Origin of the sequence: Ruegeria sp. ANG-S4, from assembly GCF_000814005.1 — a bacterium.
Taxonomy (GTDB): domain Bacteria; phylum Pseudomonadota; class Alphaproteobacteria; order Rhodobacterales; family Rhodobacteraceae; genus Ruegeria.
Map to the genome: position 1 here is coordinate 74,701 of NZ_JWLK01000002.1, position 21,364 is coordinate 96,064.

The following is a 21,364-nucleotide window of genomic DNA, read 5'->3' on the forward strand; positions in this document are numbered from 1 at the left end:
GTTTCACTCCGCTGCAATCGCCTTGGGGGTGGGCGATTTCGGCTTTGCGCCGTGTTCGTATTCTTCGAGGAAGTCGAGCACTTCCTGCCGGTAGGCGTAATAGTCGGGATGTTCCAACAGTGCCTTTCGCGTGCGCGGGCGCGGCAGATCGACATTGGTGATCTTGCCGATCGTCGCCTGCGGACCGTTGGTCATCATCACAACGCGATCGGCCAGCAGGATCGCCTCATCGACGTCGTGAGTGACGCAGATTGCGGTCACCTTGGTACGGGACCAGACCTCCATCAACACTTCCTGCAATTCCCAACGTGTGAGGCTGTCGAGCATCCCAAAGGGCTCATCCAGCAACAGCAGTTTAGGAGACAGGGCAAAGGCACGGGCGATACCGACGCGTTGCTTCATGCCGTTCGAGAGATCGCTGGCAGACTTGTCCATTGCATCGGCCAGACCTACCCGCTCCAGATAGTATTCAACCACGTCCTGCCGCTCGGCCATGCTGGCCTTGGGATAGACCTTGTCGACCCCAATCGCGACGTTTTCCTTGGCGCTGAGCCACGGGAACAGGTTGGGCGATTGAAACACCACGGCACGCTCGGGGTCGGCGCCTTCGACGTGGCGGCCATCCAGCTTGATCGCACCTTTCGAGATTTCATTCAGCCCTGCCGCCATCGTCAGCACTGTGGATTTGCCACAGCCGGAATGGCCGATCAGCGAGATGAACTCACCCTTGTCGATCTTCAGATCGAAATCCTCGACCACTGTCAGTGGACCTTTGGGCGTCGGGTAAACCTTGTGCAGTTGCGAGAAGTCGAGGAAGCGGTCCTCGATCATCCCTTTCTGGGCCTGTGCTACCGCTGCGGGTACGCCATGAATCGGGGTGACATCGGGCAAAAGGCGTGAACCTTCGACCTTGGCTTCGATCCCCACGTCCATCAGGTACTTGGTGACATCCGCGCGCAGGCGCTTGAAGGTTTCATTGTTGTTCATCGCTCCACGCTCACGCGGGCGGGGGATGGAAACGTGGAACTCCTGCCCCAACGTACCATCGGGGTTCAGGGCAATGATGCGATCGGCCAGAATAATGGCCTCGTCCACGTCATTGGTGATCAACACGCAGGTTTTCTTGTCGGCCTCCCAAATGCGCTCAATCTCATCGGCCAGATTGGCGCGGGTCAGCGCGTCGAGCGCCGACAGGGGCTCGTCCAGCAGCAGCACCTCGGGGTTCATCGACAGCGCCCGCGCGACGTTGACCCGTTGGCGCATCCCGCCGGACAATTCCGCCGGACGGCGCGTTGCCGCATGGCTCAGACCCACCATCTTGACGTAATGCGCGACTTTCTCGGCTTTCTCGGCCTTGCTGAGACCGGGAAAGACCGTATCGACCGCCAGACCCACATTGCCGGTAACCGTCAGCCACGGCATGAGGGAATAGTTCTGGAAGATAACCCCGCGTTCCGGACCCGGCCCCTTGATCTGGGCCCCTTTGAACGTGACCTCTCCGCTGGTCGGGGCATCAAGCCCCGCCAACAGATTGATCAGGGTGGTTTTGCCGGTGCCGGAAAAACCGAGGATGACCAGAAACTCACCCTCCTGCACGTCCAGATCGATACCTTTCAGGACATCGGTGCACGCGGTGCCTTCGCCAAAGGATTTCGAGGCGTTCTTGAAGCTTAGGATGCTCATCGCGCTCACCGGTTGTTCGTAAAGGTAAACAGGGATTGCAGCGCGTACATCACCCGGTCCAACAAGAAGCCGATGATGCCGATGGTCAGGACCGCAACCATGATCTTGGCAAGCGAGCTGGAGGAGCCGTTCTGGAATTCATCCCAGACAAATTTACCCAGACCGGGGTTCTGCGCCAGCATCTCGGCTGCAATCAGGACCATCCAGCCGACACCCAGAGACAAGCGCAGACCGGTGAAGATCAGCGGCAGCGCCGAGGGCAGCACAAGCTTGGTGATCTTGGTATAGGTGTTCATTTTCAACACCTTCGAGACGTTCACCAGGTCCTTGTCGATGGAGGCCACGCCCAATGCGGTGTTGATCAGGGTCGGCCAAAGGGAACAAAGCGTCACGGTGATGGCCGAGATCAGGAAGGATTTGGCGAACCAGCCGTCATTGGTGACGTAAACTGCCGACACGATCATCGTAACGATTGGCAACCAAGCCAGTGGCGAGACCGGTTTGAAGATCTGGATCAGCGGGTTCAGCGCCGCATTTGCGGTTGGTGAAAGACCGGCGGCGATGCCTAACGGGACGGCGACGACCGTGGCGATCATAAAGCCGAAGAAGACCGTTTTGATCGAGGTCCAGATTTGCTGGTAATAGGACGGCGCACCGGTATAGGCGACCTGCTTGACCTCATCCGCGCGGCCAGCGTCGATCAGCTTTTGGTTCCGCTTTTCGACCATCTCTTCGAACTTGGCGCGTTTGGTGGCTTTGGCCTGTGCATCCTCGTTCAGGTTGAGCATTTCCTCCCAAACCTGCGCAGGACCGGGTACAGCACCCAGTGAGGTCTGGACCTTTGGGGCCAGCGTCGCCCAGAGCAGCAAAAAGGCGCAGATCGACAGCAGCGGTACGACCAGCAGCCGCCAGATCTCGGCCATCTGGGCCCGGGGGTTATCCCCGGCGGCGGCCTTCAGGACCGGCGTCGCCCAGCTGAGGCCCAATACCTGAAACCATTTGTCGGCGGCATTGATGCGGGTGAACAGGCGGGCGCGACGCTCCTCTCGGGCGGCGTTGGCGTTGAATTCGGGGTCAACCGTTGTCATCTGATGTGTCCTTGCGCTGGCGGGGCACTTGTATGGCCACGCCCGACCTTTGCCGGGCGCGGCGGTTCGGGATTAGCCTTGCACGTCCGAGCCGACGATCTTCTGCTCGCCCTTCAGACCAATGGTCAGGCTTTCGAGATAGGCGTTAGGTGCGCGGCCGTCATAGGCGATACCGTCGATGATGTCCTCGGCCGGTGTCGGCGCTTTGTAACCGTCGCTGTTCCAGGGGAAGTCAGCCTCGTTCGCCAGTCCCTCGTCGACTAGCAGGCGCGCGGCTTCCAGATAGATTTCGGGCTTGTAGACGGACTTGGCCACGTCGTCATACCAGCTGTCAGGCTTGGCTTCGGCGATCTGGCCCCAGCGGCGCATCTGGGTCAGGTACCAGATCGCATCCGAGTAGAAGGGATAAGTCGCGTTGTAGCGGAAGAAGACGTTGAAGTCGGGTACGTCGCGCTTGTCGCCCTTCTCGTATTCAAAGGTGCCGGTCATCGAGTTGGCGATGACGTCATAATCTGCGCCGACATATTCCGCTCGGCTGAGGATCTCGACTGCCTCCGGGCGGTTAGCGTTGTCGTTTTCATCCAGCCACTGCGCCGCGCGGATCAGCGCCTTGGTCACGGCGAGCGTTGTGTTCGGGTATTCCTCGGCAAATTCGGCAGTGATTCCGAAAACCTTCTCGGGGTTGTTCTTCCAAAGTTCATAATCGGTGATGACCGGGACGCCGATGCCCTTGAACACGGCCTGCTGGTTCCACGGCTCGCCCACGCAATAGCCATAGATCGTTCCGGCCTCCAAGGTGGCGGGCATTTGTGGGGGAGGCGTCACGGACAGGAACACATCCGCGCCGATCTGACCGGTCACGTTTTCGGGGCTGTAATAGCCTGGGTGCAAACCACCTGCGGCCAGCCAATAGCGCAGTTCGTAATTGTGGGTGGAAACCGGGAAGACCATCCCCATGTTGAAGGGCTTGCCTTCGGATTTGTACTTCTCGACCACCGGAGCCAAGGCTTCGGCACTGATCGGGTGCTGAGGGCGGCCATCCTCCATCTTGGGGATGTTCGGCTTCATCTCTTCCCAGATTTCGTTGGAAACCGTGATGCCGTTGCCGTTCAGGTCCATCGAAAACGGCGTAATGATATGCGCCTCGGTCCCGTAACCGATCGTCGCCGCCAAAGGCTGCCCCGCCAGCATATGCGCGCCGTCCAATTGCCCGTCGATCACGCCATCCAGCAGAACTTTCCAGTTAGCCTGTGCTTCGAGCGTCACAAACAAGCCTTCGTCCAGAAAATACCCCTGCTCGTACGCAACCGCCAACGGTGCCATATCGGTCAGTTTGATAAATCCAAAGGTCAGTTCGTCTTTCTCCAGCTCCAGCAATTCGGCAAAAGCCGGAGTGGCTAGCGCTGTGGATGCAGCGAGGCTTAGAAGAAGCTTTTTCATCTCGATCCCTTTCGGTTCAGCCCATTGCGCCTGGGCAAACAAAAAAAGCCGCCGACACACACCGCTGGGAGGAGGTAGCGGTTGGTCGAGCGGCTTTGCTCTTGATAGTTGCCCATCGTTTTGGGCGAATTCCTTCGGTGGGCTTCGTTGCCTTCCGATGGTTGGATTTAGCCAGTCTTGCGTCGGGTGGTCACCAGAAAACATGCTTTCGGCAGTCATTTTTCTGCGCTGCAGCAGAAATTCTCGCTGCACTGCAAAAATTTTGTGCACAGCTATTCTGTCGGCTCAAAAATGCGTCTATCGAAAAACACGTTTGGCGGAAGAATCAAGCTTCCATGGGTTGATGCAACTGCTGTGGCCTCGGGAATTGCGCCTTCCAGTTTCTCGGACGCGCCGGGTAGGTCGGCCCCGACATTTCCCAACGCGTCTCGATAAAGATCACTGCGAAACACACCCGCCCCTTGTCGTTCGGCAATTTTGGGGTCGATGCCGTAACGCGAGGCCAATTTGTGCGCGATCCACTTCGCCTGGCTCCGCCATGGGAAGGAAGCGGCACCATCAAAGAACTCGACAAACCCGTTGCAATGGCGTTGCTCGCCGCGCGCCGAAATGGCGAAGTCCCCCAGCAACGCGCGATCTACAAGCTCGGCGGGGACGTTTAAGTAGGATTGGCGCGACAGCATCTCGGACGCGGTGGTGTGGCTATCAGCCTTGGCAAGCCAGCGACCCGCGCGCCAGACGGCGCGCATCAAGCTGCCAAGCAGATGCGGTTCTGTTGCGGCCCATTCCGTTCGGACCGCAAGCACCTTCTCGGGCGCGCAAGTCCAGATTGCCCGCCCTGGCAACAAAAGCGCACCGACCTGATCGTCGACCGAAAACGATCCCCACGGTTCGCCGACGCAAAAGGCGTCTATTTCGCCTGCGGCAACCGCCCGCGCCATTAGCGGTGGCGGCACGGTTCTGATTTCGACCTGTTTTGCGGCCAGATCAGTTCCTTCGACCCAGTATCGCAGCAATTCGACATGCATCGAAAAGGGGAACGGCACCCCAAAGACCAAGGGATCGTCCGCAACCTGAGCAAGCGCGGCACCTGCGGCCTTGGCGTCGTGAAAGTCGAATTGATAGCCCCGATCGCGCAATCGTTGTTCCAGTTTGGTCCCGACGCCAATGACGTTTCCATTCAGTGACAAAACCGATACAGCAGACAAAGGCGTCGCCATGCCGCCCAAGCCCAAAGCCATCGCAACCGGGACCGGGGCCAGCAGATGGGCCGCATCCACCTGTCCAAAGGCCAACATATCGCGCAGGGACGACCATGAAGGGGCAGGGCGAAGGTCCAGCGACACACCCTCTTCATGATCAAATCCCATCTCGCGCGCCACAATAAGTGGCGCTGCATCGACAAGAGGCATGTACCCGACGGGAAGCGTGACGGTCCTCATGACAACAACCCGGACGCGGTTACCAAAGCCTCGGCAACGTCGGCGACCCTGCGGTTCTGGTTCATCGCCGTCTTTCGCAACAGGGCATAGGCCTCGTCTTCCTGAATTCCCTTGGCCTTCATCAAAAGGCCCTTGGCCCGGTCGATCAGTTTACGCTCCTCCAGCGCGCGCCGCGTCTCTTCCAGTTCGGTGCGCATCTGACGCAGAACCTGAAAGCGGGCGATTGCCGTATCTATTACGGGTTTGATGCGTTCTGATTGCAGCCCGTCTACCACGTAGGCCGAAACGCCCGCCTCGACGGCTGCCTTGGCAAGCCCGCCGGCAGCGCCCGACACAAACATGGCGACAGGGCGATCCATTGGACCGGACGCAATCGTCAACTCTTCGAGCGTGTCGCGCGAAGGATTGTCGATGTCGATCAGAACGATATCCGGGCTGTGTGTTGCGATTTTTCGGGCCAGACCCGAAACGTTGCCGATCAGAAAAACATCAACATCGCCGGACTCTTTCAAAGCATCGACAATGGCGACGGCGCGATCCCGGTTTTGTTCGACAACGACAACGGTCAGAGTTTGGCTCATGCCGTTCGGATTGGGCTGACCGTGCCCGAGTTGCAATCAGAGCCATCCGGATGCGGTCGCAATCTCAAATTCCTGCTCAATTTGCGGGCAGATCGAACCTGCATGGTGAACATGTGGGCGGTTTTTGTCCCATCAAGTCATTGCCTGGCCCATATTCGCATTGGCGATGCCCCGACAATCCGTCCAATCGGCTCGGATCTGCCTTAGGACAAGTTGCCGCTGCTGCGCATGTTGCATTACCGGATTAAATGGTATACCGCCGCATACAAAGAGTGGTTCCGGGCTTGTCAAACATATCAGACCCGGCGCTCCAGCCCAATCTAACGGTCATATGTCGGGAAAGCCATGAGCCTTTATAAAGAGTACCTAAACGAGATCGAAACGCGAAAAGAGCAGGGGTTGCACCCCAAGCCAATCGAAGATGGTGCGCTTACGCAGGAAGTCATTGACCAGATCAAGGATGTCAAAAATGAACATCGTGCCGGGTCGCTGAATTTCCTGATCTACAATACCCTGCCCGGTACAACCAGCGCTGCGGGGGTTAAGGCTGCATTCCTGAAAGAAATTATCTTGGGCGATGTGATCGTCGAAGAAATCACTCCGGCATTTGCTTTCGAGCTGTTGTCCCACATGAAGGGCGGGCCGTCTGTCGAAGTGCTGCTTGATTTGGCGTTGGGCGAGGATCATGTCATCGCTGAGCAGGCGGCAGAAGTCCTCAAGACACAAGTGTTTCTGTATGAGGCTGACACGGAGCGCTTGAAGGCAGCTTTCGACGCAGGAAACCTGATCGCCAAAGGGATTCTTGAAAGCTATGCGCAGGCTGAGTTTTTCACGAAGCTGCCTGATATCGACGACGAGGTCAAAGTCGTCACTTACATCGCGGCTGAAGGCGACATCTCCACCGACTTGCTGTCGCCCGGCAATCAGGCGCATTCCCGCTCCGACCGCGAGTTGCACGGCAAGTGCATGATTTCGCCGCAAGCGCAGCTGGAAATTCAGGAACTGCAAAAACAGCATCCCGACAAGCGTGTGATGCTGATTGCCGAAAAAGGCACAATGGGTGTCGGATCGTCGCGGATGTCGGGGGTCAACAACGTGGCCCTGTGGACCGGAAAACAAGCAAGCCCCTATGTCCCGTTTGTAAACATCGCGCCGATTGTTGCGGGTACAAACGGGAATTCACCGATCTTTTTGACCACTGTGGGCGTGACTGGCGGCATCGGACTCGATCTGAAAAACTGGATCAAAAAGCTGGACGAAGACGGCAATCCAATCCTGAACAACGATGGTGAGCCGATTTTGGAACAAGCGTTTTCAGTGGATACCGGCACTGTTCTGACCATCAACACCAAAGACAAAAAGCTGTACAATGACGCGGGAGATCAGGAACTGGTTGACGTGACATCGTCCTTCACACCGCAGAAGGTCGAGTTCATGAAAGCCGGCGGGTCTTACGCTGTGGTGTTTGGCAAAAAGCTGCAAACATTTGCGTCTGAAACACTCGGTATTGAACTGAAATCCGCATTCGCTCCGTCCAAGGAAATTTCGCATGACGGTCAGGGTCTTACGGCGGTTGAGAAAATCTTCAACAACAACGCACGGGGCGTCGCGCCGGGCAAGGTGCTGCACGCCGGTTCGGATGCGCGGGTCAAGGTAAACATTGTCGGTTCGCAGGACACAACGGGCCTGATGACCTCGCAAGAGCTGGAGGCGATGGCCGCCACGGTCATCTCACCTTTGGTGGATGGGGCGTATCAATCAGGATGTCACACGGCCTCGGTTTGGGATGCAAAGGCCAAGGCGAATATCCCCAAACTCATGAGCTTTATGAACAAGTTCGGTCTGATCACGGGACGCGACCCGAAAGGTGAGTATCACGCGATGACCGACGTGATCCACAAGGTGCTGAACGACATCACCGTAGATGATTGGGATATCATCATCGGCGGCGACAGCCATACCCGTATGTCCAAGGGCGTGGCCTTTGGTGCCGACTCGGGCACTGTTGCGTTGGCGTTGGCGACGGGCGAGGCGTCCATGCCGATCCCGGAGTCGGTGAAAGTGACTTTCAAGGGCACGATGGCGGATCACATGGATTTCCGCGATGTGGTGCATGCGACCCAGGCGCAGATGCTGAAACAGTTTGGCGACAACGTGTTCCAAGGGCGCATTATCGAGGTGCATATCGGGACGTTGCTGGCTGACCAGGCGTTCACGTTCACGGATTGGACGGCCGAAATGAAGGCCAAGGCGTCAATCTGTATCTCGGAAGATGAAACTCTGATCGGGTCTTTGGAACTGGCCAAAGGCCGGATTCAGATCATGATCGACAAGGGTATGGACAACGAAGCGGGTACGCTGCAGGGGCTTATCGACAAAGCGAATGCGCGTATTGCGGAAATCAGGTCGGGCGAAAAACCTGCCCTGACCCCTGACGCCAATGCCAAGTATTTCGCGGAAGTTGTCGTCGATCTGGATGAAATCAATGAACCGATGATTGCCGACCCGGACGTAAACAACGTGGATGTGTCCAAAAGATACACGCACGATACGATCCGGCCGGTTTCATACTATGGCGGCGACAAGAAGGTCGATCTTGGGTTTGTCGGGTCGTGCATGGTGCACAAAGGGGATGTGAAAATCGTCGCCCAGATGCTCAGAAACCTTGAGAAGGATGCTGGCAAAGTCGAATTCAATGCGCCGCTGGTGGTGGCGGCCCCGACCTACAACATCATTGACGAGTTGAAGGCGGAAGGCGATTGGGAAATCCTTCAGCGCTATTCCGGCTTTGAGTTCGATGATCTGTTTCCTAAGGACACCGCGCGCAAGGAATATGAAAATATTCTCTATCTCGAGCGTCCCGGCTGCAATCTTTGTATGGGCAATCAGGAGAAGGCGGCAAAAGGCGATACGGTTCTGGCCACCTCAACCCGATTGTTCCAAGGGCGGGTTGTCGAAGACTCTGCTGAAAAGAAGGGCGAGTCCCTGCTGGCCTCGACCCCGGTTGTTGTTCTGTCAGCGGTTCTTGGTCGCACACCAAGCGTCGAGGAATACAAAGCCGCGGTCGAGGGCATTGACCTGACAAAGTTCGCGCCGCCGATGGACAAGCCTGCGGTTACAAATTCGGCTCATTTCTGAGCAGGATCACGGCGAACAGCCAGTCCGGTCTCGGAGCCGGGCTGGCGATCGCTCTTCTTGTCATGTCCGATCAGAGCGGGAAGTGCGCAGAACATAAACCAGCCCTGCGGCTAACAGCGCGGCCATGGCATACCGTGATTGATTTAAACGAAGATGACAGCCTCACACTGCGCAACACATGGGTTTGTGACCTGGAAAGCGACGCCTTCTTCTTCGTCTGACACTTGAGGCGGCTACAAAGCAATCTGATCCGGGCGGTGCATATCGCCCGGGTCTTTCGCTATCTGGTTATTGCGCCGCCGTTGTGATGAAAAAGTAAACCCATTCTCCCTTGAAATCAGGGTCCTGGGCTCGCGCGGCGGACACGCGGTCCTTGAGAAAGGCAAGATACGCGTCAGCAGGTTCGGTAAGTGGCCGCGCCTCGTCGAACAAAGGGCGCGAAGCGGCGAAGGCGACCGCGATTTCCTGCCCATATGGCGGTCCGATTGTGATGAACAAACCCGGATCGCCCTGATTCTGAGCACCGATCTGCAGGGCTGTTTTGGCGGGCGTCAAAACAAGCGGTACCGTGTCATTCGGGCTGAGGTGGATGACCTGACCATCCGCATCAAAGTAATCCACATAGATATATGCGTCATAGTCAGCACCGGTCAGGTCCAGAACCAATTGCTGACCTTCTGTGTAGCGAAATGCGCGCGCGTGAACGTCTTCTCCGACCAACAATGGGTTTGTGATCTGATCGGTGGATTGCGGAAGTCCGACATCTGCAATTCCACTCAATGCACCGCATTGCGGACGTGGCAGGACAAGAAGATTGTCAGCGACCTGAATATTCTCGCCCATCTGCGCCTGAAGCGCCGAGAGAACGGGCGCGCGCAGGCCGTCTTCGGGAATATGGCCGATAAGTTCAAGCGTGTTGCTTTCCGGCCGAAACTGAACCTGGAGCCGGGAACAGGGAACCTGCGACAGAAGACCATCAATGCCATCGCGCACATCCTGCGCGCCCTCGGCGGCATCGCCGGGCTGCATGAAGCTTTGAAAAGCCGCCAGCGAAACCGGGTCAATAGGCTCGTCTCCAGATGAGGAGAACACATCAGACGCTTTCGCGCGCGGTACGTCCGGTATGGTTTGCGAAAGCGCAACGGCTTGTGTTTCAACCGCCTGAGCGGTTTGTGAATTCGGTCGTGTCAGCGCGATGGCCTGCGTCGGCGCGGGGCCCGTGCTCAAGGTTGTCAGGGGCAAGGATGATGCCGTGACCGCAGCAGTTGTGATGTTTGCGGCTTCAATGGGGTTTGAGGTTTCCGATACTTCGATCAACGCATCAGGTGCCGCATCCAGCGGTCGAACGCTTTCCGCCGCATCGTCCAAGGCAGCCAACCGGTTTGTCTCGGGTTCCGCCGCCAGCGCAGCCGTCTGTCGGATCACGCCCTGATCCAATTGCGGACCGGATGCGTCCTGTGCCTGTGCGATGTCGGCGTCCGGTCGGGCCTCGACAGCGTCGCTTTGTCTGACCTGATGCGCCGAGAGCTGCATCCGCGTTTCGGGCACGGGCTGCTCTGCCACCGGTTCCGGATCAATGGTCCAAAGCAGAAACCCGGCTGCAAGCAGATGCAACAGAAGTGAGCCGGTTAATCCAACGCCCCATATGACGGGGGTGCGGATCATCGAACTGGTCCGGGCGGGGTGACGACCAAGACAACGTCTCGGGCACCCAATGCTTCGAATTGCGCAATCAGGGGAAGCACCCCGCGCAGCGTTGCGTCGCGATGGGCGTTGATACGGATCAGCGTTTCGGGCTGTTCCTCTATGAGCCGTTGAACCTGCGCTACAGCTTGTTCGGCATTGAGTTCCAGGCCGTCTAATGCCAATGCACCGTCTGCGCCAACCGAAAGGGTCAGGCCGCCTGCGGGCATATCCGCACCGGTTTGCGCGACGGGCGGTGTTACATCGAAGGGTGCGGTCGCATCCATTCGTCCGATCAGCATGAAGAACACGAGCAGAAAGAAAACCACATCGATCAGGGCAATTATGGTTTCTGGATGATGACGCGGCGCGGGTCTGGTGATCCTCATGGTCGCGCCTCCAATCGGACAACGCGCATATTGGTGACGCCAGCAGTTGTGACGGTATCCATGACCGAAACCAGCGCCTGCATCCTTGCGCTGCCGGTCGGCAGGATGATCACTTGAACAGCAGGTTCGGCCGCTAGCCGGTTTGCAAGCATCTGCGCCAGCGCGTCCTGCTCAAATGGGCGTCCTTGAAAATAGGCCGCGCCATCTGCCCCGATCCGGATCAGCATTGCACCCGCAGGCTGTCTCCCCTCCGTGGCATCAGACAGAGGTTCACGATCCTGCTTGGATAGTGCCGGGATCATGTCCAGGTTCAGGTATGTGGACGTGACCATGAAAAACACGAGCAGTATGAGCATCACGTCGATCATCGGAACAAGCGAGATCAGTGGCCGGGTCGGTTTGCGTCGGTTAAGAACAAGTTCTCCGGACATCGCCTTACCCTCAAACTGCGCCGCGTTCCTCGATCACCAATAGGCGTCCGACCGCGTTTTCGATGGCTTGCGCACCCGCTTCGGCGCGCCCGGACAAAAGCGATGCGCCAACAGCGGCGGGAATGGCCACCAAAAGCCCGGCTGCAGTTGTCAGCAAAGCCTGCCAGATACCGCCGGCGAGCACCGATGCGTTGGCGGACCCCTGAGCCAATTCAAGCTCTTGAAAAGATTGGATCATGCCGGTCACCGTCCCCAATAGCCCCAACAAAGGAGAGATCATTGCGATAAGTTCCAGAACCCTGATCCAGGTGTTCATGGATGCAAATTCGAGATTCCCGCGCCGCGTCAACTCTGCGTTCAGTGGCGCACCTTTGAAACCGTCGATCAACGCTTGCATCGCATACGCACAAACGCGATCTGCCGGTGACTTGCCAGAAGCGACAGACGCTTGCGCCGCCGCGCGTTCTCCGTTCGACCAGTCTACCAGCGCCTTGTCGCGCGCCGCCTCACCCGACCGCGCAGGGGCGAGTTGTATGGCCTTTACGACGATCAGGGTCAGCGACAACAGCGAAAGCAACCCAAGCACGATCAGGATCGGGCCACCGGTTCCCAGGTTTTCAAATCCAACCATGACTTATTGCGCCAAACTGGCGGATGTTTTGCTGTCTAGCGACAGCAGCGGAAAACAGTCGATGGGTTCTGCGTTCTGAGGTTTGCAGGCGGGCAGGTCATGCAGCAGAATTTCCGAGATGTTGGCGCAGTCGATGTCCGGGATTTCAAACAATTTCAGAACCGTGCGCTGTACGGGCAGGGGGGATGCGTCAATCGACAAGAGGCGGTCGATAACGCCATTGCCATCCAGGATCGCCAGCGACATTTCGAAGTCTTCGAAACTGTTGTCAGTTTGATTGCGGAACAGAAAGAACGCGCGGCAGCCGCCGCTTTCGCCGGCTTCAAACTTGTTCAGTTCAATGGACAGCTTGCCGTCGTCGGCCAATGCCCCGGATGCAGCCATAGCCAACGCAATTGCGCCAATGATGCCAAGTCTCATGCTGTTTTTCCCCTTGTTCCCTTACGTCAACTTTCCCATTATCCGGCTGAGCCCAACCGGTGACAGGATTGATGCCCCAAGCAGCGCCTCTGATCAAAACACGCGGAAAACGTGCTTTTGGCATGATCATTGCAGTAACATGGGCCGACGGAAAAGAAGAAATATCACGCAGGGCCAGCGCGGGACCAAGCGTATCTGTTGCCAAGTGCTGCTGTGATCGCATGCTAAGCGCGCCAAATGCGCATATCGGGTTTGACTTTGTGGGTGGGATGCGGCTGATTTACCACAATGTTAGCGGATCAACCGCTTAGAAATTGCGAGTTGTACGGTCATGTGAACTAATTCATACACGCGGCAACTCATGCTGCGGTAAGCGACCAAAAAGAGACAACAAGCTGCCAAAGCAAAGGACGGTTCGGGGAGATCATGGACCTATCATCTTATTTGGAACCAAAGGACGACGAGTCCCCGAGTGGCGAGAATCTGGAATACGATCCGGCATTCACGGACCTTGAGATTGCAGCTCAGCCCGGCGAAGAACGCCAGATGGGCGACGAAGTGGTCGCCGCCGAGGAGCAGGATTGGGGCGACGTCGAGTCCAAGGCGTTGGCGGTCATGGAGAAAAGCCATGACCTGCGGGCGGCCGTTTATCTGGCCGAAGCCGTACTGCATACCAAGGGTCTGCCAGCATTTGCGACATCGGTTGGCTATTTGAAGTCTTTGCTGGAAGACTACTGGGACACCTGCCATCCGGAACTAGACGAAGACGACGGCGACGCCACGATGCGGATCAACGCCGTGCGCGGGATCGCCTCGTCCGATCGCATGGTCCGCGCGTTGCGACGCACGGGCATCACTGACAGCCGTACGTTTGGCAAATTGACACTTCGCCATGTCGAAGTTGCCGAAGGCCGCATCAACATGCCCGCGGACCTCGACGACATTCCGGATGAAAACGCGATCGCGGCCGCATTCAAGGATACCGATGAAGAGGTTTTGTCTGCCAATGCCGACGCGGCATCCGAAGCCATGGACGACGTTGCCGCAATTGATGCCATCTTTACGGAAAAGACGCCGGGCGAGGGCCCTGATCTTGAGCCACTGTCGGACGCGCTGAAAAGCATCAAGCAAGCTTTGGCGCGGTATGCCGATGTCGGCGAAGTCGCGGAAGAAGAGAGCGACGAAGATACGGCTCCGGCGGCGGCGCCCGGTGCGCCGGCCCGAGGTCCATCCGGCGGAGGGGCGATCAATTCGCCCGATGATGTTACAATGATGCTCGACCGCATCATGGACTATTATGCGCGCTGCGAACCCTCCAGCCCGCTGCCGGTTCTTTTGGAACGGGCGAAGCGCCTTGTTAATGCCGATTTTCTGACGATTATCGAAGACATGGCGAAAGAGGGTCTGGACGAGGTTCGTCAGATTGGCGGCTTGAAAACAGACGATGACGATTATTGATCCACGCCGGGCATGCCGGGTAACGGATTGAAAAGAAACACTGATGGATGAATCGAGGAGCATCAGATGGCCGATAGTTCACAAAAATTTATAGCCCGGAACAGGGCGCCGAGGGTTCAGATCGAGTACGATGTCGAACTGTACGGTGCTGAAAAGAAAGTTCAGCTGCCCTTTGTAATGGGCGTCATGAGCGATCTGGCCGGTAAATCCGAGGTGGAACAGCCCGCCGTGGCTGACCGCAAGTTTCTGGAAATCGACGTCGACAATTTCGATGACCGTATGAAGTCGATGGCCCCTCGCGCCGCCTTTACAGTGCCGAACACGCTGACAGGCGAAGGCAATCTGGCGGTGGATATCACGTTCGAGTCGATGGATGATTTCAGCCCCGCGGCCATCGCGGCCAAGGTCGAACCGCTCAAAGAGCTTCTGGATGCGCGCACGCAGCTGTCCAACTTAATGACATATATGGATGGTAAGACAGGCGCCGAGGATCTGATTTCGAAGATCATGCAGGACCCAAGCCTGCTGAAAACACTGGCAGCCCAGCCCAAACCGGGCGGCGACGCTGCTGAGGAGGAGTAAAAGATGGCCGAAGAAGAAGCCAAGGTAGAAGCCGCCGAAGGCGCAACAGCATTTGGATCCTCGGAATTCGAGGCCCTGCTGACCAAGGAATTCCGTCCCAAGTCCGATCAGGCGAAAACGGCTGTTGAAAGTGCAGTCAAAACGCTGGCCGAACAGGCGCTGGCCAATACCGGCCTGATTTCGGACGACGCACTGCGCTCGATCGAAGGCATCATCGCCGAGATTGATAAAAAGCTGACCGAACAGGTTAACCTGATCCTGCACCATGCCGATTTCCAGCAGATGGAAAGCGCGTGGCGTGGTCTGCATTATCTGGTGAACAACACCGAAACCGACGAGATGTTGAAAATCCGCGTAATGAACATCTCGAAGAAGGACATGCACAAGACCCTGCGCAAGTTCAAAGGAACGGCATGGGATCAGTCGCCGATCTTCAAGAAACTATACGAAGAAGAGTTCGGTCAGTTCGGTGGTGAGCCGTACGGCTCGCTGGTGGCAGATTATCATTTCGACCACAGCCCGCAGGATATCGAACTTCTGGGCGAGATGTCCAAGATCGCAGCCGCAGCCCACGCGCCGCTGATCACGGGCGCGAAGCCCACCTTGTTCCAGATGGACAGCTGGTCTGAACTGGCGAACCCGCGTGACCTGACCAAGATCTTCCAGACACCGGAATACGCCGCCTGGCGGTCGTTGCGGGAAAGCGAAGACTCCAAATACGTCGGGCTTGCGATGCCCCGATTCCTGGGCCGTTTGCCGTATGGCGCCAAGACCGAACCGGTCGAGGAGTTCGCGTTCGAGGAAGATACCACCGGTGCCAACAGCGACAGCTACAGCTGGGTCAATGCGGCTTATGGCATGGCGGTGAACATCAACCGTTCGTTCAAGGAATACGGCTGGTGTTCGCGCATTCGTGGTGTGGAAAGTGGCGGCACGGTTGAAGGCCTGCCTGCACACACGTTCCCGACCGACGACGGCGGCGTGGACATGAAGTGCCCGACCGAGATTGCGATCTCGGACCGGCGCGAGGCGGAACTGGCCAAGAACGGCATGATGCCCCTGATCCACCGTAAGAACAGTGATTCGGCGACGTTCATCGGGGCCCAGTCCCTGCACAAGCCCGCAGAATATGACGATCCGGACGCGACCGCGAATGCCAATCTGGCAGCGCGTCTGCCGTACCTGTTCGCGACCTGCCGCTTTGCGCATTATCTGAAATGCATGGTGCGCGACAAAGTCGGTTCGTTCAAAAGCCGTCAGGACATGGAATCCTGGCTGCAGGAGTGGATCAACCAATACGTTGATTTCAACGCCGATATCTCAGCCGAAGCGGAAAAGGCGCGCAAGCCTTTGGCGTCGGCTGAAGTGGTTGTTGAGGACGTGGAAGGGAACCCGGGCTACTACACGTCCAAGTTCTTCCTGCGTCCGCATTATCAACTGGAAGGTCTGTCGGTTTCGCTGCGTCTCGTATCGAAACTTCCGTCAGAAAAAGCCGGATAAATGTAAAAAAACTTGGCGGCGTGTGATGTGTTTCACTGCCGCCGGGCCAACTCTCACGTACCTCAGAGTCATTAATCCTTAGAGGAAGGCAAAATGGAAAACGTATTCATCAAAATGGACTTCCCTGGCGAGGCCCGGGAAAAAGGACACACCGACTGGATCGCATGCAAAGAGATCTCTTGGACCGTCGAGCGTACACTGGACATGGCCGACATGGGTACCACTCAGCGTGGCTACGCTAATGCGAATTTCGGCAAAGTCGAGCTGAGCACGGAACTCAGCAAAGCCTCGGCAAAACTCATGACCTACGTTGCTTCGGGCAAATCCAACGCCGAGATGACGATCCATCTGTGCCGCTCGGGCGATGATGAAAAGAAAGGTATGGAGCCCTATCTGATCCTCACGCTGCGTGACGCGATCGTTGACAGCTACTCGGTTTCCGGCGGCGAAGAGTCGATCCCGACCGAAAGCTGGACCGTCGCGTATCGCGGTATTTCGGTCAAATACAAGATTGCCGACTTCAAGACCGGCAAACTCAGCGACTGCAACGAGTTCAAATGGAACCTGGAAACCGGCGACGTCAGCTGACTTCCCCATACGAACTGGCTCTGGCGGCTTTTTGCCGCCAGAGCTTTTTGCATTTTTCTTCATCCTGACTGCGCGAGGGTCTCATGACGCCGGAAGAGCATCTTAAATCAGGCGATCTGGCGGCCACGCTTGCCTCGCTACAAGACAAAATTCGCGCCAATCCCGCAGATGCCAAGCTGCGGATTTTTCTGTTTCAACTGCTCTGTGTCATGGGCGATTGGAAACGGGCCATCACGCAGTTGAAGCTGAGTGCCGAGATGGATGAGGCGGCCACGATGATGGCCAAGACGTATCGCGAGGCCATCATTTGTGAGGTCTATCGCGAAAAAGTGTTTGCGGGCGAAAAAACCCCGATGATTTTCGGCGAACCTGAAGAATGGTTGGCCCATCTGATTGAGGCGCAGAAACTGACCGCTGGCGGTCATTTCGATCAGGCGGCTGAGTTGCGTGCCAGTGCGTTCGACGCGGCCCCGACGACGTCCGGAACCGTTAACGGAGAAGCGTTCGAGTGGATCGCGGACGCGGACATGCGGCTGGGACCGGTTCTCGAGGTGATCGTGAACGGGCGTTATTTCTGGTTGCCGTTCGCCCAGATTGTCCGGTTGGATATCGAAGCGCCAAGTGATTTGCGGGATGCGGTCTGGACGGCCTGTACGCTGACTGTCGCCAGCGGCGGTGAGGTCGCCGCTTTGATCCCGACCCGATATGCCGGTACGACCGATCAGGGCGATGATGCTGCGCGTCTCGCGCGTGCGACCAGCTGGGCAGATGCGGGTGCAGACACCTTTGTTGGCCTTGGCCAAAGACTGCTTGCCACCGACAAGTCGGACGTTGCCTTGCTGGATGTCCGCGAACTGGTGCTGGACGTGGCCGAAGTGGTCGGGGATACGGCAGGAGATGGCTGAGAAGACACTTGCGGAACGACTGCAACCTTCGCTTCTTGACCGGCTGACCGACAACGCGCCGGAAGAGAGGAAAGAGGGACGCGATGCACGTGTAATCGACGTAGGCCGCCTCAGGGAAATCATCCAGCGCGATTTGTCGATGTTGCTGAATACGACCGATCAGTCTGACATGATCGACGAAGACGTCTACCCGCACGCGGCGAAGTCCGTTCTGAATTATGGCATCCGTGAAACTTCGGGCGCGTTTTCGACATTTCGTCAGGCGCAACGGATCCAAAAATCCATCGCGGATTCCATCGAGGTTTTTGAGCCAAGGATCGTGAAGGGTTCTGTTGCGGTTGACCTGCGATCCGAAAGCAAGGCGGGCGATATGCATGTCGAATTCGATATCCGCGCCGTCATGTGGGCGCAGCCGATGCCGTTGGAGCTGTATTTGCGCAGCCGTGTCGACGTAACGACGGGCGAAGTCGCGATTGAACGGAGCTAGGCGGAATGGACACACGGCTTCTCAAACATTATGAAACCGAACTGGCCTTTCTGCGTGAAATGGGCGCGGAATTCGCCAATGCGTATCCGAAAATTGCGTCTCGGTTGGGAATGGAAGGGATCGAGGTCGTCGACCCCTACGTTGAACGTTTGCTGGAAGGCAGCGCCTTTCTGGCCGCGCGGGTTCAGTTGGAACTGGATATGCAGTTCCCGACATTCACCTCGAATCTGCTGGAAATCGTTTACCCCCATTATCTTGCGCCGACGCCATCCATGATGATCGCCCAGCTTGAACCCGACGTGGGGAATGCGGCGCTGAAAGAAGGCTATCCAATTGCGCGTGGAACAACATTGCGCGCGCGTTTGGCGGAAGGGGAACAAACGTCTTGCGAGTTTGCGACCTCGTCGGATCTGACCCTTTGGCCGATCGAGATCGCCGAGGCAGAATATATTGACGGGCGCGGCGAGCTCGTCGCCGCAGGTGTGGCTAAGGAAACGGATGCCCGCGCCGGTATCCGATTGCGCCTGAACCGGACAGATGGCGAACCGATGGCCGATCTGGAGATGGACAGTCTTGTTCTTCATCTGGATACGCAAAGCGGCAAGCCTTGGGCGCTGCATGAACTGCTCAGCACACAATGCGTGGGCCTGACAGGGCGGTCGACGGATCGGCGCGCGGACTGGACGGTGCGCCTGATGGACGCGGATGTTGTTCCCAAAGGATTTGAAAGCGACGAGGCGCTATTGCCCACGCCGCGACAGTCTTTCGATGGCTACCGGTTGCTTCAGGAATACTTCGCCATGCCCGAGCGGTTCCTGTTTGTGGAACTGACCGGGTTGAAACCTGCCCTGAAGCAGTCCGCGGGAACGGACGTCGATATCTACATCCTGTTGCAGGAAGGCATGCGCGATGTGGCACCGGCCGTAACGCCCACGGCGTTCACACTGAATGCGGTTCCCGCCGTTAACCTGTTTCACCGTCGATGCGACCGGGTGCACATTACCCAGATGGACACCGAACATCACATTGTCCCGAACCGCACCGCGGGTCTGGACTATGAGATCTTCTCGATCGAACGCGTGATCGGTATTCAGGCGGACGAAGAAGGCGATATCCCGTTCCGCCCTTTCTACAGCGACACTGACCTGACAGCGGCGGGCGACAATCACTCGGCCTATTATACCGTCAAACGCAGGATGCGGCAGCGGAATGAAAAGGAACGTCTGCGCGGTGTGCGAACGTCATACCTTGGGTCCGAAGTGTACCTGACATTGGTCGACCGCGCACAGGCCCCTTATCCCGGAACGTTGGAGCAATTGGCCGTTGAGGCACTATGTTCCAACCGAGATCTGCCGATGTTGTTGGCCGCTGGCGGTGATGACGTGTTTCATCTGCCAGATGGCGGGCCCGTCAAGTCCATTCGAACGCCTGTGACGCCAACCCGACCTCATGCGACGCTTGCACAGGGTGATGCGGCGTGGAAGTTGATCAGCCACCTCAGCCTGAACTACCTTTCCATTGCAGGTGACGGCAAGGAGGGCGGTGCAGGGGCGTTGCGCGAGCTGCTTGGGATTTACGCCCCGCTGGGCAATCGCGTAACCGAAAAACAGCTTGAGGGCGTGGTCTCGGTCTCGAGCCGCCCGATCGTGCGCCGTATGAGCGACGAGGTTCTGAGTACCGCTGTGCGCGGCCTTGAGATTACGCTGGGTTTTGACGAGAGTTTTTACGAGGGCACAAGCGTTTACGTTTTGGGTGCTGTTCTGGAACGGTTCTTCCGCAAATACACTACGATCAACAGTTTCACAGAAACCGTGTTGAAAACCGAACGAAGGGGAGAGATTGCCAGATGGCGACCGGCAGCCGGACTGGGCAGGATCATCTAAGCCTGATCGCCGCGCTGGCGGCTAACCCTGAAAGACACCACGTCTTTCAGGCGTTGCGCGTGATCGAGGCGCATTACGCGGATGCGCCGCGTCTGGGCGAGTCCCGCCGCCCGCGTCAGGACCGGGTGCGACTTGGTCAGGATGTGTCTCTGGCCTTTCCGCCGAATACGCTGACCCGGTTTGAGCCTGGGTCTGAAACCCAGCCGGGCAAGTTGAATAACCTGTTCTTTGGGTTTTTCGGACCTCAGGGACCCCTGCCACTGCATCTGACCGAGTTTGCACGGGACCGTCTGCGCAATCACCGCGACCCGACCTTTGTGGCCTTCGCGGATATGCTGACCCATCGCTTGATGAGCTTGCTCTATCGCGCATGGGCGGCTGCGGAACCAGCGCCCAGCTTTGATCGCGGGGATGATCCGTTTGAGCAACGCGTTGCTGCATTGGCCGGGTTCAAAGGGACGGAATATGTCGACCGCGATGCGATGCCGGATATGCTGCGTCGTTTTTTTGCCGGACATCTGGGGTCGGGCACAAAAACCGTCGAAGGGTTGATTGCGATCTTGTCCGACTATTTTGGTGTCGAGGCGCATGTTCAACAATTCGTCGGAACGTGGCTGGAACTTGAACCTGACGACACATGGCAACTTGGAGGGCCGGCGCGATTGGGCCAATCCACCAGCATCGGCAACCGTGTTTGGTCACGATCTGCCAAGTTCCGAATTCGGATCGGTCCGTTGTCGTTGGAAGACTACAAGCGCTTGTTGCCCGGCGGTGTTTCGCAGGAACGGCTGGAATCCATCCTCCGCACCTACGCCGGAGATACGCTGGATTGGGAGGTCAACCTGATCCTGTCCGGCGAAGAGGTTCCGCGTGCGTCGCTGGGCGGCACAACTCAATTGGGTCATACCAGCTGGATTCGAACCCGCGACGACCCCGAAGAAGATAGGCCGGATGCGGACGATCTGATCCTTTATCCCGGATATATGAACCAAGAATTTGAGGCCGAAGAACTGGCCCACAACGAGAGGTATTGAA

At 57.4% G+C, this 21,364-nt stretch carries 19 protein-coding genes; 9 read left to right on the forward strand and 10 right to left on the reverse strand.

Features of this window, described 5'->3' with window-relative positions:
* Window positions 1-3: 3 nt before the first annotated feature.
* The 5 genes from RA28_RS07940 to RA28_RS07960 form a co-directional block, all read right to left on the reverse strand.
* On the reverse strand, window positions 4-1,683 hold the full coding sequence (locus RA28_RS07940) for an ABC transporter ATP-binding protein (protein WP_039526438.1): 1,680 nt from the start codon (window positions 1,681-1,683) through the stop codon (window positions 4-6).
* Window positions 1,684-1,688: 5 nt separating this feature from the next.
* The gene (locus tag RA28_RS07945) at window positions 1,689-2,771 is read right to left on the reverse strand and encodes an ABC transporter permease (protein ID WP_039526441.1); all 1,083 of its coding nucleotides are present in this window, start codon (window positions 2,769-2,771) and stop codon (window positions 1,689-1,691) included.
* Between the two features lie 72 nt (window positions 2,772-2,843).
* Window positions 2,844-4,211, reverse strand: coding sequence for a CmpA/NrtA family ABC transporter substrate-binding protein (locus tag RA28_RS07950; RefSeq protein WP_039527667.1), 1,368 nt, complete (start codon window positions 4,209-4,211; stop codon window positions 2,844-2,846).
* Window positions 4,212-4,483: 272 nt separating this feature from the next.
* Window positions 4,484-5,653 (reverse strand): ABC transporter substrate-binding protein, encoded by a 1,170-nt coding sequence (locus RA28_RS07955; protein ID WP_039526442.1) that lies wholly within the window; start codon window positions 5,651-5,653, stop codon window positions 4,484-4,486.
* On the reverse strand, window positions 5,650-6,234 hold the full coding sequence (locus tag RA28_RS07960; protein ID WP_039526446.1) for an ANTAR domain-containing response regulator: 585 nt from the start codon (window positions 6,232-6,234) through the stop codon (window positions 5,650-5,652). Before RA28_RS07960 ends, RA28_RS07955 begins: the two co-directional genes overlap by 4 nt.
* A gap of 345 nt (window positions 6,235-6,579) precedes the next feature.
* On the opposite strand from RA28_RS07960, the gene RA28_RS07965 reads away from it, so the two are divergent.
* Window positions 6,580-9,372, forward strand: coding sequence for a bifunctional aconitate hydratase 2/2-methylisocitrate dehydratase (locus RA28_RS07965; RefSeq protein WP_039526450.1), 2,793 nt, complete (start codon window positions 6,580-6,582; stop codon window positions 9,370-9,372).
* Window positions 9,373-9,660: 288 nt separating this feature from the next.
* Here RA28_RS07965 and RA28_RS07970 read toward each other — a convergent pair whose 3' ends face one another.
* From RA28_RS07970 to RA28_RS07990, 5 genes are read right to left on the reverse strand one after another with little or no spacing between them, the layout of a single operon-like run.
* On the reverse strand, window positions 9,661-11,037 hold the full coding sequence (locus RA28_RS07970) for a DUF4384 domain-containing protein (RefSeq protein WP_039526452.1): 1,377 nt from the start codon (window positions 11,035-11,037) through the stop codon (window positions 9,661-9,663).
* On the reverse strand, window positions 11,034-11,444 hold the full coding sequence (locus RA28_RS07975) for an ExbD/TolR family protein (RefSeq protein ID WP_052261365.1): 411 nt from the start codon (window positions 11,442-11,444) through the stop codon (window positions 11,034-11,036). The genes RA28_RS07970 and RA28_RS07975 overlap by 4 nt, the downstream gene beginning before the upstream one ends.
* Window positions 11,441-11,875 (reverse strand): ExbD/TolR family protein, encoded by a 435-nt coding sequence (locus RA28_RS07980; protein WP_039526454.1) that lies wholly within the window; start codon window positions 11,873-11,875, stop codon window positions 11,441-11,443. The genes RA28_RS07975 and RA28_RS07980 overlap by 4 nt, the downstream gene beginning before the upstream one ends.
* Before the next feature lie 10 nt (window positions 11,876-11,885).
* Window positions 11,886-12,506, reverse strand: coding sequence for a MotA/TolQ/ExbB proton channel family protein (locus tag RA28_RS07985; RefSeq protein ID WP_039526456.1), 621 nt, complete (start codon window positions 12,504-12,506; stop codon window positions 11,886-11,888).
* Between the two features lie 3 nt (window positions 12,507-12,509).
* Window positions 12,510-12,926, reverse strand: coding sequence for a hypothetical protein (locus RA28_RS07990; protein ID WP_039526458.1), 417 nt, complete (start codon window positions 12,924-12,926; stop codon window positions 12,510-12,512).
* 426 nt (window positions 12,927-13,352) lie between these two features.
* Here RA28_RS07990 and tssA point away from each other — a divergent pair, with 426 nt between their 5' ends.
* From tssA to tssG, 8 genes are all read left to right on the forward strand, one after another.
* Window positions 13,353-14,384: a type VI secretion system protein TssA gene (tssA, locus tag RA28_RS08000; RefSeq protein ID WP_039526461.1), complete on the forward strand. Its 1,032-nt coding sequence runs from the start codon at window positions 13,353-13,355 to the stop codon at window positions 14,382-14,384.
* Between the two features lie 66 nt (window positions 14,385-14,450).
* The gene (gene tssB / locus RA28_RS08005; RefSeq protein ID WP_039526464.1) at window positions 14,451-14,966 is read left to right on the forward strand and encodes a type VI secretion system contractile sheath small subunit; all 516 of its coding nucleotides are present in this window, start codon (window positions 14,451-14,453) and stop codon (window positions 14,964-14,966) included.
* 3 nt (window positions 14,967-14,969) lie between these two features.
* Entirely contained in the window at window positions 14,970-16,466 is a 1,497-nt protein-coding gene (gene tssC, locus RA28_RS08010; RefSeq protein ID WP_039526467.1) for a type VI secretion system contractile sheath large subunit, read from the forward strand.
* Between the two features lie 93 nt (window positions 16,467-16,559).
* The gene (locus tag RA28_RS08015; RefSeq protein WP_039526469.1) at window positions 16,560-17,054 is read left to right on the forward strand and encodes an Hcp family type VI secretion system effector; all 495 of its coding nucleotides are present in this window, start codon (window positions 16,560-16,562) and stop codon (window positions 17,052-17,054) included.
* Between the two features lie 83 nt (window positions 17,055-17,137).
* Window positions 17,138-17,959 carry a type VI secretion system accessory protein TagJ gene (locus RA28_RS08020; protein ID WP_039526472.1) on the forward strand — a complete coding sequence of 274 codons (822 nt, stop codon included), beginning with the start codon at window positions 17,138-17,140 and terminating at the stop codon, window positions 17,957-17,959.
* Entirely contained in the window at window positions 17,952-18,446 is a 495-nt protein-coding gene (gene tssE, locus RA28_RS08025; protein WP_039526475.1) for a type VI secretion system baseplate subunit TssE, read from the forward strand. The genes RA28_RS08020 and tssE overlap by 8 nt, the downstream gene beginning before the upstream one ends.
* 5 nt (window positions 18,447-18,451) lie before the next feature.
* Entirely contained in the window at window positions 18,452-20,329 is a 1,878-nt protein-coding gene (tssF, locus tag RA28_RS08030) for a type VI secretion system baseplate subunit TssF (RefSeq protein ID WP_039526478.1), read from the forward strand.
* Window positions 20,293-21,363, forward strand: a complete 1,071-nt coding sequence (gene tssG / locus RA28_RS08035; protein WP_039526482.1) for a type VI secretion system baseplate subunit TssG — start codon at window positions 20,293-20,295, stop codon at window positions 21,361-21,363. Before tssF ends, tssG begins: the two co-directional genes overlap by 37 nt.
* The last annotated feature ends 1 nt before the right edge of the window (window position 21,364 follow it).